This window comes from Rheinheimera salexigens (genome assembly GCF_001752395.1).
Lineage (GTDB): Bacteria > Pseudomonadota > Gammaproteobacteria > Enterobacterales > Alteromonadaceae > Alishewanella > Alishewanella salexigens.
The window spans coordinates 2,448,786-2,462,422 of sequence record NZ_MKEK01000001.1; the positions used below are offsets into that span (position 1 = coordinate 2,448,786).

Below are 13,637 nucleotides of genomic sequence, written 5' to 3' on the forward strand. Positions count from 1 at the left end.
TAGATATAAAGTAAGTAAACAAAAAGTCAGTAAGGTAATTGATAACGTGTCTAAACGAACCATAAGTATGTTGGCTAAAGAACTGAGTGTAAATGTCGAAACAATTCGCTTTTATGAACGCAAAGGCTTAATTAAACAACCACCAAAGCCTATGCAGGGCTATAGACATTACCCGAAAGAAACGGTAAATAGAATACATTTTATCAAGCGTTCTCAAGAATTAGGTTTTACGCTAAATGAGATTGAAGGGTTACTTGCGTTAAACGATAGTCCATGTAGTAAAGTACAAGAATTAGCTAATAAAAAACTGATCGCAGTACAAAAAAAGATGGCTGACTTGTTGTTGTTAGAACACGCTTTGGAAGAACATTTAGGACAATGCCAAAATAATGATGACGATAGCCACTGCCCAATAATTGATTCGTTGCAACCGAAGTAAATGATTTACTTAACTACCATTTCCCACTAAAACAGCATATCCAATTTTACTTCTGCGCCTTAATTCAAGTTAGCTTATTCCCCGTATCTGTCGTAGCAGATTATCAAAGATAAATTTTTTATAAATCACCCTTGACTCCGTACTTAGGTACATGCAATACACTTGCATTATCACTTAATGAGGTATCTATATGAATCAAAAAGAATCAAACCTTCCAATGATAGGAGGCATCATAGCAGCATTAGGCGCAGGCGTATGCTGTGTAGGTCCTTTGCTCCTGTTATTACTTGGGGTAAGTGGCTCATGGATTGGTAATTTAACTGCATTTGAACCCTATAGGCCATTATTTATCGCATTTGTAGTGTTGTTGTTTGGTTACTCAGGTTGGAAAATTTACCGTCCTGTAGAAGAGTGTGAGCCGGGAACGGCCTGTGCAATTCCTAAGAAACAGCAACAACGAAAAGTCATTTTCTGGCTGAGCGCTATAGTTGCGACAATTTTAGTGACCAGTAATTATTGGATACTTTTGTTTGCTTAATATACAGATCAAGAAATTTATAACATTTTAAAATTTGGAGCTAATTATGAAAAAATTATTATTAACCGCACTGCTTTCACTTTCTAGTTTTGGTGCTTTTGCTGAAGTAAAAACAGTTACACTGGAAGTGCCAACGATGAACTGTGCGACATGTCCAATCACAGTTAAAAAGTCATTAGAAAATGTTGATGGCGTTGAAAATGCGAAAGTTACCTACAAGCCTAAGCTAGCTGTTGTTTCTTTTGATGACACTAAAACCAACATCAATGCATTAATTGCAGCGACTACCAACGCTGGCTACCCTTCAAATTTAAAAAGTGAAAATAAGTAATGTTTAGCCCCTTAGAACTAGTTACGCGTATCGGAGATAAAGCAGGCTCTATAGGTGCACTTGTTTCGGCAATGGGATGCGCCATGTGTTTTCCCGCGATAGCTAGTCTTGGTGCGGCAATTGGGATGGGATTTCTTAGTCAGTGGGAAGGGGTATTTATCAATACGTTGTTACCACTGTTTGCAGTATTAGCGCTGGCAATGAATATCTTAGGCTGGTTTAGCCATCGTCAATGGCACCGTAGTTTTATCGGTTCAATTGGCCCCATTTTGGTTTTACTCTCTTTATACCCTTGGTTCCAGTACGGGTGGAGTTCATACGTTACTTATACGGGGCTAGGACTAATGGTTGCTGTATCAATTTGGGACATGGTTTCTCCTGCGAATAAACACTGTGATGATGAAACTTGTACCGCTTAACTTTTTAAGAGGAATAAAATATGTCAACGAATAGTTGTTGCTCGTCAAATGACATCCAGCCAGAACAATTACATGTAGCCATTATTGGTAGTGGTTCAGGGGCCTTTGCCTGTGCGATTAAAGCAGCAGAAGGCGGAGCAAGAGTTACTATCATTGAAGGAGCCGATGTAATCGGAGGTTGCTGTGTAAATGTCGGCTGTGTTCCTTCAAAAATATTGATCCGTGCTGCGCAATTAGCGCATCAGCAACGTACTAACCCGTTTGATGGTTTAGAAAATATTCAGCCACAACTTAGCCGCTCCTTATTAGCACATCAGCAAAACGCTCGCGTCGAAGAACTACGCGATGCTAAATATCAACGTATTTTAGAGAGTAATCCCGCGCTATCTTTACTTAAAGGTTATGCACGTTTTAAAAATCAAAATACCTTGCTAGTTCACAAGTCTGATGGTTGTGAAGAAGAGCTGGTTGCAGATCGCATTTTAATTGCAACAGGCTCTACACCAAGCATTCCGCCAATTAAGGGTTTAGTTGATACACCTTATTGGACATCAACAGAAGCCTTATTTGCAGAAGAGTTACCGAGTAGTCTAGTTGTCATCGGCTCCTCCGTTGTTGCTCTGGAAATTGCGCAAGCTTATGCCCGTTTAGGTAGCCGTGTGACAATTCTAGCCAGACATACCCTTTTATATGCTGAAGATCCGTTATTAGGTGAAAAACTGGCAGAGTGCTTTGAAAAAGAAGGTATTAGGGTACTTAATAATACGCAAGCAAGTCATGTTTCTTATGATAGCAATGGTTTTTCATTGGAAACTAACGAAGGAACATTAATCGCTGAAAAATTGCTTATCTCTACGGGTCGCCATGCAAATACTGGAAAGCTTGGTTTAGAAAATGTTGGTGTTGAAACAGATAAAAGTGGTGCCATTGTTGTTAATAGTATGATGGAAACATCAACAGCTAACATTTATGCCGCTGGAGATTGCTCCAATATGCCACAATTTGTTTATGTTGCTGCTGCTGCCGGAAGTAGGGCTGGAATTAATATGACAGGTGGAAATGCGCAACTCGACTTATCTACCATGCCTGCTGTTATATTCACCGACCCACAAGTTGCTACGGTAGGTCTAACCGAAGTACAAGCTTCAGCGGTAGGAATAAATACGATAAGTCGTGTACTTGATATGGAAAACGTACCAAGAGCTTTAGCAAATTTTGAAACGGATGGTTTTATCAAGTTGGTAGCTGAAGAATCCACGGGAAAACTGATAGGCGCACAAATTTTAGCCCATGAAGGCGGAGAACTGATTCAAAGTGCGGCTCTTGCTATTCATAATAAAATGACAGTCGAAGAATTGGCAGGTCAACTATTTCCGTATTTGACGATGGTTGAAGGATTGAAGTTATGCGCTCAAACCTTTAGCAAAGACGTTAAAGAGCTATCTTGCTGCGCAGGGTAATCATTTAACGGTAATGTACTTACAGAAATGTTAATGGAGTGCCAATTGATTGAATGTAATCAAGATATCTTAAGGCATTCCATTAACAACACAAATTGGAAGCATGCTAAATCATGATTAAATCTAAGGTTGAAAACATTCCTGTTGGTGAAGTCAGTTTTTTGACAGAGATACCTGACATCAATAAGTTCATTAGTAGTGATGATGCGTTGGATTTTCCTTTGAGTATTTCTCAACTGGCACTAGCTGCACAAACATCTGTCCATACGGTAAGAAATTATGTTCTTGAGAACTTAGTACACTGCGAAGAAAAAACTAAGTCAGGCCATTCACTTTACGGCTTATGTGCATTAAAGAGATTAAATTTCATGCTGTTCCTTCGCAATACGTCTGAATCTTCGAAACATTACCAAAGAAATAGGATATCTAACAGATAAAACTTAAAGAGATAAAGCTTGGTGCCTAGGGCCGGACTCGAACCGGCACGTTATTTCTAACGGTGGATTTTGAATGAACTTCATATACCTTCATGTTGCTGCAAAATCAGCAGCTTACGCTCTCAACAAGGCAAACTTTGCAAAAACTTTGCAAAATGAGAGCGCCGAACATGGAGCTCAACAATGTCAAAAGTCATCGAAAAACATCGCCTTACACCAGACCTGCAAATCTACAAGCAAAGTAACTGTTATAACTGGATTGCCCGCCTAAAAATAAACAAAACCCACTTTTCCCGCACTACCAAAACCCGTGATCTGAGCGAGGCTATAGCTAAGGCTCATCGAATTTTTATCGAATATGAAATCCGTTACGAAACCAACAACTTTGTCGTAGAGACCAAACGCTTCGCATTTGTAGCAGATAAGGTTATCCAGCAAATGAAGTAAGCCTTAACTGCTGGTATGGGCAAAGTCATCTATGACGATTATATAGGCGCACTGCGTAAATACCATATAGCATTTTTTGGTAGTACGCATGTGACCAGAATTGACGATGACCTTCTCACCGAGTTCGACCAATGGCGGGTTACTCAGCTTGGTCGCGTCCCTGCCAAGTCAACAGTTCAGAATCACAACGCAGCCCTGCAAATGGTGTTTGACTATGCGGTAAAAAAGAAGTGGATGCTGGTTAGCCAAGTTCCTTCGCTGGAAAACAAAGGTGTGGGCGGCCAACGCCGTGCTGCTTTCAACATTGACGAATATCTTAAGGTCCGTGAGAAAATAGAAGAAATCCAGCATGAAAGCCGCAAAGAGAAGACCCGGCAGATCAGAGAGCTTTTATTGGATTATATGGACTTCGCTATCCTAACGGGCATGAGGCCAGGCTCTGAAATGGATAACCTGACTTGGGCTGATATGCACATTGAACGTGATACTGAGCGTTGCCGCTTTTATGTTACGGTTCGCAAAGGCAAAACAACTAAGTACACTGGCACCAGAGAAATTGTCTGTAAAGAAGCCATAGTGAAAGTACTCCAACGCCTGAGCCACCGCTTTCCGAACAGGCAAAAGGACAATAGAATCTTTGTATTACCCGATGGTGCTTCGGCCAAAGAAATGCCACGGCATTTCGAAAAAGCACTTGAATTAACTAAACTAAAGAATTCCCAACAGGGGGAAAGAAGTTTATATTCATTACGTCACAGCTATATCACTTGGGAGCTTATGGCCCAAAATGTCAGTATTGATGTGTTAGCGCGACAATGTGGCACAGGCATCCAGATGATTGAGCAGCATTACAGCCATGTCATTCCGAGAATGTTCGGTCGGCAACTCTCTGGGGTGGAGCTTGAAACCAAGAAGCTGGTGAATAAGCAGTTCTCAGAAGTACACTACGACGAGCTGCTGCAAAATCAAATTGCTCGCTGGGCGCAAAACTATAAGCAGCGAGGTTTCATCTAATAAGGAGTAATTGGTGGCGTATCTGCAGAAAATAACCATCATTGATGGCCTCTACATTTTCACCCAGCAGAACTCCAAACGGTGGTATGCACGCTTTAAGATCGACAAGAAGCATATCACCTACTCCACTGGCGAATCCGACCAAGAAACTGCCAAAATCAAAGCAACCGATGAATATTACAAACGCCGGGCCGAACATGAGCTCGGCATTCGGGCAGGTGCGCAAAAATTTGAAGACATTGCCAATGAAGTAATAGAAGACCTGAACAAAGACATAGCCAACGCAAAAAAAACTGGCCAATCAATTAAAACTAAAAGCAATTACATTGGTATTCTGAATAAGTACCACATCCCCTTTTTCACAGGCAAACGAATCAATGCGATTAATCAAGCTGCTATGGACGCATTCTCAGTATGGCGAACAGAGAAGTTTGGTAGTGAGATGTCGAGTTCTTCTTTGCAAAACCATAATGCAGTGCTTGGCAGAGTATTCGAAAAGGCACTTAAATCAGGCCAAATTACTAAGTACCATATTCCTGCCTTCGATACAAAAGGTAAGCGCCAGCAACGCCGTGCAGCTTTCAGCTGGGAAGAGTTCAGGAAAATATCTGACTACATTTTTGATGACATGCATCGTACCAAGAACAAGACCAGCAAAATGCTGCTTGAGCTATTGTACGACTATATCGACTTTGTGGTAGCAACTGGTATGAGGCCAGGCACAGAGGTTGAGCATGTGGAATGGCGTGATATCAGCTTCAGGTTAAATGACGGCGTACCAGAAATCACCGTAGCTGTGCGCAAGGGTAAGACAACCGAATTCACCGGTGTCCGGCAAGTAGTGGTGCGCAGTGATTTTATAGCAAACCTTGAGGATTTGGTAACACGATTCCCTAACAGACAAGCCAATGAGAAAGTCTTCCTATTGGCAAACGGAAAAGACCCAAAGAGCTTGAGCCGCAAGTTCTCTGACATATTGGCTAAACTTAACCTGAAGAAAAGCCCTTACGGCGAACGTACACTTTACTCCCTGCGCCACTCATACATTACCTGGAACCTGAAAACCAAAGCTGATATTGCATCACTGGCTAAGCAATGTGGCACCAGTATTGAAATGATTGACCGCACTTACAGCCACCTATTACCGACTATGTTCCGGCAAGAATTTAGCGGCGTGGCGTATGAACAAAAAGAGCCTGATTCTTTAACGCGGCGTGAGCCAAGTCAGAAAGTCAGAGCTGGAAATATTAAAAACTATGGACAATTTGAGAAACGTTTTTTAGAACGGGGCTTTGTTTAACATTTACCGGTGACTATCTTTGGTTTATCTAATTTACCGTCCGAAATTAGTAGACCACTTCACCTCAAAAAAGCACGGCTAAATCATTGCTTGTCTTTTTGATAAATTACCACCTTGGGTGCTGGCGCTACGCCCATTTTGTACACATTCCAAGGCCTGTCTGTAGGTGGTAACACATCATCACCGCCAATTTCGTATGCTAAGTGGCCGTCTAGGCGGCAAATGCGCCAACATTTAAAACCTATCGAATAAGAGATTGCCGGACTTCTGGCTGCATTGCCATCGGCACGGTCCCAGGCCATCTTGCCGTTCCAATAGCCGGGGCTGGAACTGATGATAGCCTCTGATACTGTCGGCGGTGCTGCTGACGGTACATACAGGCCATCGACTTCCGGTAGGCCAGAACCGCTTACTTCAATAAATAAGGTGTTAGCAGGTAAATTGCTCAAGTCTATCATTTTGTGCTCCTAGTAAAGCGTATTTTGTCCTGCGCTAGTGGTTATCGGCGCAGCTAAGGCAGTAACGGCAGGCAGGGTTGATACCTAGTCTGGCTGCACCTATCACTTCATCACAAGCCTGACAGTAACCGTAATCGCCGGTTTCTAACCGTTTTAACGCAGCAGCTATTTCCACCAGCTGGCGGGCACGACGCCGTGCCAGCTCCTGTGCCATGGCCTGTGCTTGCATGGCATCCATTCTTGAAAGCCGTCCAACGCTCTGTTGATCCAGCGCAACCGGGGCACTGCTTTGCTGCGCCTGCACTGCTTCCTGCTGCAGCTTTTGCTGTTCAGCCAGTAGTTTGGTGTGAAACTCTGCCAGTTGTTGGGTCGTTAACATCGGTAACCTGCCAAAACTATGCTGTGCAATCAGTTAAACACTCTGCAGCGATGGTTTCAAGCAGCAGGGTTTCACGCACTATCGATAAACCGGTCGAGTCCGATTCGCTAGCTATCACGGCTTTGTTGTGCGCGATAGCATCAAAAATATTAACCCATTGCACCTGCATGCCGTTGGCGTGCTCGTAATCTTCCAGTTGCGGTGTGCCGAGCTCGCCGTCTACCTGGCATAGGTAGCAGTATGAGCGCATAAACATCACATCGATATTATTGCGATGCCAGGGCCGGTACTCGTCGACCATACCAAATTCAGCCAGCACACTGATGTGTTGCGCCCCGGTTTCTTCTGCCAGTTCACGCACTAACGCCCCCTGAAGTGTTTCACCATCGTCTACGCCACCACCCGGCAGGCTGTAGTCGTTATAACGGCGGGTATACAGCAGCAATATCTGCTCATCCCTTAGCACGATTGCGCGGGTGGCAATTCGCTCTGCGATAGTATGCTCAGCTTGTGGCTGAATATGTGTCAAACAACTTAATAACCGCATATTTTCCTTAATCAGTTAGGTGCCAGTTGACACTGTTGTATTGTCAAAAGCCAGCCAGGCACAAAGAGTTGCAAACATTACACTGATCGCAAGTATCGAGAAGAATTGCCCGCCTGACATGCCATGGTCGATAAACAAACCAAACACCCAGGGCGCGGCAGCAGTGGCCAGCATCATAATAGCAGTAGCCAGAGAGCGGATAGCACCAATATGAGTAACACCATATATTTCAGCCCACAGCGCGCTGAACACCGGATGCGCGCTGCCAATAGCAAGCCCCAGAAGCGCCATAAACAGCAGTGCCAGCCAACTACCTTCAAGCATGGCCAGCGAAAGCAGGGCAAAAAAATAGTGGAAGCATAACAAAGCGCACTAAGCGTCGTGCGCTGTAACGGTCTACCAGGGCGCCGGCCCACATGGCGCTTAACCAGTGCATAATGCCATACAGCACAAAGCTGGATGCCAGTAAGGTTGTCGTCCAGCTTTTTTCTTCAAGTAAATACTGCTGCTGAATAAACAGACCGGTCAGGATAAAAGGGCCAGCCAGCAAGGCGGGTAGAATCAGCCAAAAACGTTTATCGGCTAATACATGGCGGCGGCTATACTGGATTTGAGTACCAGCAACTGGCGTAACCGGTAACACGCGTTGCACCACTGATTTTCGCAGCAATGTCAGGCTTAATGGGCCATATAGCAGCGGGATGCTCAATGCCAACCAAAACCAGCTCTACTGCCAGCCAACAGTAGTAATAAGTGCCACAGCAAGCGCTGGCAGTAATATCTCGCCTACTGGCACGCCGCTGGCCGACACGCTAAGCGCTTTGCCACGATTATACTGAAAGTATCTGGCCATAGTGGTTTGGGCGGTATGCGGCATTAAACCCTGGCCACACAGCCGCAGTAAAAACAGCGCGATACCAAACAGCAATGCGCTATCGGCCTGCGATAACAGCAAGCAGGCCGCCATCAGGCCGCTGGCCACTAGTACAGTAAAAACGGCTAATGGTAAGCGGTCTATCAAGCCGCCAAGTGCCATGATCAACAAACCGCTGAACAGTGTTGCCACAGCATAAAGCAGACCATAGTCGGCAGCTGACAGGCCGAAGCTGTGCTGAATACCGGCACCAAACCAGCTGATAAAAAACGACTGGCCAAGATTTCCCCAGAACACGGTAACGAAACCAAAACCCAGCAATGGCCATTGCCGGGTAATAAACTGCAGATAGCTTTTCATTTTGCGCTGATGATTAACGCAAAATAAGTAAAGAGCACTTAGCTTTGCTAATCATTGCTGTGGTGGTACTGCCAACAATAAACTGCCTGATGCGCGAGTGGCCGTATGCCCCCATTACCAACAAGTCGATATTGTGCTGCTGTTGATACTGGTGCAGTACTTCTTCCGGCTCGCCGCCAACGATGCTAATTGTTGTGTCAAAACCGGCGCTACGTAAAATTGCGGCGGCAGTAGCCATTTGTGCTTCTGTGGCGGCAGTGGTAGCGCCGGCCATCACTACATGCACAGGTAAGCCTTTGCCCAGCGGGCTGGCGGCCAGCATTTCCAGGCCTTTAAGTGCAGTGACACTGCCATCAAACGCCAGCATAATACTTTTTGGCTCGGTGTAGTTTTGCTGGGTTAGCAGTATTGGCTTGTGAAGTGTGCGAATAACCCGCTCGACGTGCAGTCCTATATGGCCGTGCGCATCGGCGCTGCTCATGCCTCGCTTGCCTAATACCAGCAGTCGGGTCTCTTCTTCAAGCTCAGTTAAAGTTTCTACTAACTGGCCGTGGCGCAGGCGCTCGTCTACTTCACTGACACCTGCTGCTTCAGCACATTCCTTGGCAGCATCTAAAATAATGCGGCCGCTTTCCATAGCTAACTTCCCATGTTTTTCATCCAGCTCAGCCAGTTGCGCTAATAATGTTTCCTGGCTGCCCAGGCCAATACTACCGCTAAGATCGGTAGTAGTTGGTTTGGCTGATTTGTCCAGAACATGAATAACCGACATCGCGACATTCAGTTTTTTTGCCGCCCAGGCCGCATAGTCACATACCGCTTGTGCATAAGGTGAGGCGTCAATACACGCCAGTACTTTTCTGCTCATAATGTATCTCCTAGTGGCCCATCAGTTTTTCAACTGCGTCAGGCTGGTTATGTACAGCAAATTTGTCTACCAGGGTGGCGCTGGCTTCGTTTAAGCCAATGATTTCTACTTGTGTACCCTCACGACGGAATTTAATAACTACTTTATCAAGCGAGCTGATAGCGGTAATATCCCAAAAATGCGCTTTGCTTAAATCGATAGTCACTTTTTCCACCGCGTCTTTAAAGTCAAAGGCAGCAACAAACTGCTCGCTGGAGCTGAAAAACACCTGACCGATAACACTGTAAGTCCGCTGGTGGCCATCTTTTGCCAGGGTAGAGCCGACATACAGGATTTGGCCAACCTTATTAGCAAAAAATAGTGCACTTAGCAGCACACCGACTAATACCCCATATGCCAGGTTGTGAGTTGCTACAACCACAATCACCGTCATTATCATTACCACTGACGAACTCTTCGGGTTTTTCGTTAAATCTTTTACCGAGCCCCAGCTAAAAGTACCAATCGCAACCATGATCATCACTGCCACCAGTGCTGCCATTGGGATCATGCCTACCCATTTGTCTAAAAAAACCACCATAATCAGCAGGATAACACCAGCCAGCAGGGTAGATAACCGTGTTCGGCCACCAGATTTCACGTTAATAATCGACTGGCCAATCATGGCGCAACCGGCCATACCACCAATTAAGCCGGAGCCAATATTGGCGACACCCTGGCCAACACATTCGCGGTTTTTATCGCTGCTGGTATCGGTTAAATCATCCACTATAGTGGCGGTCATTAACGATTCCAGAATACCTACTACTGCCAGCGCTAAAGCGTACGGGAAGATAATTTGCAAGGTTTCAAAGTTCAGTGGTACTTCAGGCCATAAGAAAATCGGCAGGCTGTCCGGCAGCTCGCCCATATCGGCCACAGTGCGGATATCAAGACCAAAATAAAACGCCAGTGCGGTTAACACCACAATACACACCAGGGGTGAGGGAATGGTTTTAGTGATATAAGGAAACAGGTAAATGATCGCCAGACCTAACGCAGTCATACCGTACACGGTAACGGTGCCATAGGTGCCGCTAAGCTCGGGCAGTTGCGCCATAAAAATCAGGATAGCTAAGGCGTTTACAAAACCGGTAACCACAGAGCGCGAGACAAAGCGCATTAAATCGCCCAGTTTAAACAGGCCAAACACAATTTGAAGAATACCTGTAAGCAAGGTCGCGGCTAACAGATACTGTAAGCCATGCTCTTTTACCAGCAAGATCATTAACAGCGCCATAGCGCCAGTAGCAGCCGATATCATGCCGGAGCGAGCGCCGGTAAAAGAGATAATTAAACAAATAGCGAACGAGGCATATAAACCCACTTTAGGGTCAACACCAGCAATAATGGAAAAGGCAATGGCTTCAGGTATTAGCGCTAAGGCCACAACGATGGCAGCGAGAAAGTCCCCTTTAATATTAGAGAACCAGCTCTGCTGAATTGATTTCAACATACAATATCCAATGAGTTAAATAAAACGGTAACAACAGGGAAACACAGCATAAATTGCACTAAAAAGTTGCACTACGTTTCCAACTTTACTGGCAATTTTCAATGTGTTATCTAATTACACCGGCTTATCCTCACTGAATTTAAACTAAACTTGGTTAAGTTTTAAGCGCAATATTTTAGTACTTTTGGCTAGATAAAGCCAGTGAAAATACCACTTAAAGCAAAAACATCCACTAAATTGCCGATTTACGCTACTTTTGCGTTGTTGCGTCAGCAGCCAATAACTGCTGGGCACAGCTGACTACGATGATATAGGCGATAATGAAACGCTTCTGAAAGCCATTATTGCGCGCTGCATCAAAATAAAAATTGATCCCTAGATTTTGTAGGCTGAGGGGCATTCCTAGTTCAGCATAAGCATCGCCAAGGAGTATACGAGTAGCAACCTATTATGCCGACAAATACGTTAATTTGGACTATCAACGATATCATAGACATGCACCGACCTCGCTGAGGTTACTAATCTTCTTAGATTGTGAGTTAAGTAGCATCAGAATGTATAAGCACACAATCTTCAGAGATTTTTTATAACGACAATCTGATAATGTTGTTTTGCACTTTAACACTTATTAAAGTGCACTATTTTCACTAGCTTAGTGACAAACAGTACTATCTGTTACTAATTTAGTGAATTTATCAAAAGCTGTCACTACTTTAGATAAAAACAACATATTTGCAACACAAATCATTACTCTATTACTTCAGATAGCTGAAGTTATATTGTGTGTCTAGCAAAGTCTGGGAAGTTCAGTTTTAGCCAGTGTTTCATGTCTTGAGGATCGGTATGTTTATTAGTGTGTTCATCAAAAAATAGGAATGGACAATTAAACTCATTGGCTAATTGTTTTACAATTATGGTTTTCCCTGCCCCTGATATCCCACTGACTTCAACTACTTTTGTGTAATTCATACTATCCTAGTGTGACAAAGCTTGATTGCAAACTAGACATAATGACTCCCCACGAGGTGCTGACCTCCGAGTTCGTGGGTTAGTTTCGCAACCAGAGCCATACTGTATTTGTTGAACATACAATATCGGAGGTCAGCATGGTTAACAATAGCATAACTTTTATAGGCTTAGATACTCACAAAGAGTTCTTTGAAGTGGCTTATATTGAAGACAATCGTGAGGCAAAACCCATCAGCCTGGGCCGGATTAACGGCACTAAACCGGCACTGCAAAAACTAGTGCGACAGTTTGAATCAAAACATCCTAGCTCTACCCTGCATTTCGTCTATGAAGCAGGCCCTTGTGGTTACTGGATTTATCGCTTTTTAACCAGTTTAGGTCATTGTTGTTATGTCGTAGCACCGTCGTTAATTCCTAAAAAAGCCGGTGAGCGGGTGAAAACCGATAAACGTGATGCGGTAAAACTGGCGTTGTTGCTACGTTCAGGCGATATGGCCCCTATCTATGTGCCCGAGCCAGAAGATGAAGCGATGCGTGATTTATCACGTGCCCGTGAAACGGCGATGAAGGATTTAAAAGACGCCAAGTATCAGCTTAAAGCCATGCTGCTTCGCAACAACATCCGCTGTGAGATACAAGATAATTGGTCAGCTAAACATCTGCGCTGGCTCACTGAACTAATATTACCGCACCCTTCACAACAGATTGTTTTACAGGAAGCTATTCAAACCATTACCGAGCGTATTCGTCGCCTGGAGCCGCTGGATAACGAACTCAGTTACCATGTGAAAAACTGGCGTTACTATCCTGTAGTGAAAGCCATTCAGGCCATGCGCGGTGTGCGTTTATTAGTGGCTGTTGGCGTCATTGCCGAGCTGGGTGATTTATCCCGCTTCGACCACCCCAGAAAACTAATGAGCTACCTCGGCTTAGTCCCCTCTGAGCATTCCAGTGGCGGTAAACGCAGGCAAGGTGGCATTACGCGAACGGGTAACACCCGTGCCAGGCGCTTACTGGTTGAAGGTGCTCATACCTATCGTTATGCCGCCAATGTCTCGACGGAGTTGCAAAAGCGACAGGAAAGCCTGAGCAAAGAAATCGTCGACATCGCCTGGCAAGCGCAGCTTAGATTGTGCCGGCGTTATCAGCGGTTAATGAAGCGCGGCAAACACTACAACTTAGTGGTCACGGCCATCGCTCGAGAGATGATTGCCTATATCTGGGCCATCTCAAGAGAAGTCGTGCTGACACCGGTTAATCCGGCCAAACGGTTATCCAGGGTGCCAGCATGAGTAACAGGTT

General features: G+C 44.7%; 18 protein-coding genes and 1 tRNA gene. 10 read left to right on the top strand and 9 right to left on the bottom strand.

Translation table 11 applies throughout. The features are described 5' to 3' along the window. Positions 1–46: 46 nt before the first annotated feature. The 6 genes from merR (at position 47) to BI198_RS11180 (ending at position 3,624) form a co-directional block, all read left to right on the top strand. Positions 47–439 carry an Hg(II)-responsive transcriptional regulator gene (gene merR, locus BI198_RS11155; protein WP_286130766.1) on the top strand — a complete coding sequence of 131 codons (393 nt, stop codon included), beginning with the start codon at positions 47–49 and terminating at the stop codon, positions 437–439. Positions 440–629: 190 nt separating this feature from the next. Further along, on the top strand, positions 630–977 hold the full coding sequence (locus BI198_RS11160; protein WP_016899520.1) for a mercuric transporter MerT family protein: 348 nt from the start codon (positions 630–632) through the stop codon (positions 975–977). A gap of 46 nt (positions 978–1,023) precedes the next feature. Further along, the gene (gene merP, locus BI198_RS11165; protein WP_008110847.1) at positions 1,024–1,308 is read left to right on the top strand and encodes a mercury resistance system periplasmic binding protein MerP; all 285 of its coding nucleotides are present in this window, start codon (positions 1,024–1,026) and stop codon (positions 1,306–1,308) included. Next, entirely contained in the window at positions 1,308–1,727 is a 420-nt protein-coding gene (merC, locus tag BI198_RS11170; RefSeq protein WP_070049621.1) for an organomercurial transporter MerC, read from the top strand. The genes merP and merC overlap by 1 nt, the downstream gene beginning before the upstream one ends. 20 nt (positions 1,728–1,747) lie before the next feature. Beyond that, complete coding sequence (gene merA, locus BI198_RS11175) at positions 1,748–3,187, top strand: mercury(II) reductase (RefSeq protein ID WP_070049622.1); 1,440 nt, start codon at positions 1,748–1,750, stop codon at positions 3,185–3,187. Between the two features lie 113 nt (positions 3,188–3,300). Next, positions 3,301–3,624 (top strand): MerR family transcriptional regulator, encoded by a 324-nt coding sequence (locus BI198_RS11180; protein ID WP_235605314.1) that lies wholly within the window; start codon positions 3,301–3,303, stop codon positions 3,622–3,624. 19 nt (positions 3,625–3,643) lie between these two features. Here BI198_RS11180 and BI198_RS15995 read toward each other — a convergent pair. Next, positions 3,644–3,720 (bottom strand) — tRNA-OTHER (locus BI198_RS15995). 87 nt (positions 3,721–3,807) lie between these two features. On the opposite strand from BI198_RS15995, the gene BI198_RS16250 reads away from it, so the two are divergent. The 3 genes from BI198_RS16250 to BI198_RS11190 are packed head-to-tail and all read left to right on the top strand — an operon-like array spanning position 3,808 to position 6,385. After that, positions 3,808–4,071 carry a hypothetical protein gene (locus BI198_RS16250; RefSeq protein ID WP_235605315.1) on the top strand — a complete coding sequence of 88 codons (264 nt, stop codon included), beginning with the start codon at positions 3,808–3,810 and terminating at the stop codon, positions 4,069–4,071. Positions 4,072–4,086: 15 nt separating this feature from the next. Beyond that, complete coding sequence (locus tag BI198_RS11185; protein ID WP_235605316.1) at positions 4,087–5,085, top strand: tyrosine-type recombinase/integrase; 999 nt, start codon at positions 4,087–4,089, stop codon at positions 5,083–5,085. A gap of 13 nt (positions 5,086–5,098) precedes the next feature. Next, positions 5,099–6,385: a tyrosine-type recombinase/integrase gene (locus tag BI198_RS11190; protein WP_070049623.1), complete on the top strand. Its 1,287-nt coding sequence runs from the start codon at positions 5,099–5,101 to the stop codon at positions 6,383–6,385. Between the two features lie 83 nt (positions 6,386–6,468). Here BI198_RS11190 and BI198_RS11195 read toward each other — a convergent pair whose 3' ends face one another. Genes BI198_RS11195 through BI198_RS11220 form a run of 8 tightly spaced genes read right to left on the bottom strand, consistent with a single transcriptional unit; the run spans position 6,469 to position 11,366 of the window. After that, entirely contained in the window at positions 6,469–6,843 is a 375-nt protein-coding gene (locus BI198_RS11195) for a hypothetical protein (protein WP_070049624.1), read from the bottom strand. Positions 6,844–6,877: 34 nt separating this feature from the next. Further along, entirely contained in the window at positions 6,878–7,222 is a 345-nt protein-coding gene (locus tag BI198_RS11200) for a TraR/DksA family transcriptional regulator (RefSeq protein WP_070049625.1), read from the bottom strand. Positions 7,223–7,238: 16 nt separating this feature from the next. Continuing rightward, the gene (locus BI198_RS11205; RefSeq protein WP_070049626.1) at positions 7,239–7,769 is read right to left on the bottom strand and encodes an NUDIX hydrolase; all 531 of its coding nucleotides are present in this window, start codon (positions 7,767–7,769) and stop codon (positions 7,239–7,241) included. Between the two features lie 15 nt (positions 7,770–7,784). Beyond that, positions 7,785–8,093, bottom strand: a complete 309-nt coding sequence (locus tag BI198_RS16105; protein WP_201243478.1) for a hypothetical protein — start codon at positions 8,091–8,093, stop codon at positions 7,785–7,787. Next, complete coding sequence (locus tag BI198_RS16110; protein WP_201243481.1) at positions 8,086–8,484, bottom strand: hypothetical protein; 399 nt, start codon at positions 8,482–8,484, stop codon at positions 8,086–8,088. The genes BI198_RS16105 and BI198_RS16110 overlap by 8 nt, the downstream gene beginning before the upstream one ends. Before the next feature lie 12 nt (positions 8,485–8,496). Further along, entirely contained in the window at positions 8,497–9,003 is a 507-nt protein-coding gene (locus BI198_RS16115) for an MFS transporter (protein WP_201243483.1), read from the bottom strand. A 13-nt stretch (positions 9,004–9,016) separates the two neighbouring features. Next, positions 9,017–9,871: a universal stress protein gene (locus BI198_RS11215; protein ID WP_070049627.1), complete on the bottom strand. Its 855-nt coding sequence runs from the start codon at positions 9,869–9,871 to the stop codon at positions 9,017–9,019. A gap of 10 nt (positions 9,872–9,881) precedes the next feature. After that, positions 9,882–11,366, bottom strand: coding sequence for a SulP family inorganic anion transporter (locus BI198_RS11220; protein WP_070049628.1), 1,485 nt, complete (start codon positions 11,364–11,366; stop codon positions 9,882–9,884). Positions 11,367–12,472: 1,106 nt separating this feature from the next. On the opposite strand from BI198_RS11220, the gene BI198_RS11230 reads away from it, so the two are divergent. After that, the gene (locus BI198_RS11230) at positions 12,473–13,627 is read left to right on the top strand and encodes an IS110 family RNA-guided transposase (RefSeq protein ID WP_070049630.1); all 1,155 of its coding nucleotides are present in this window, start codon (positions 12,473–12,475) and stop codon (positions 13,625–13,627) included. Positions 13,628–13,637 lie beyond the last annotated feature (10 nt).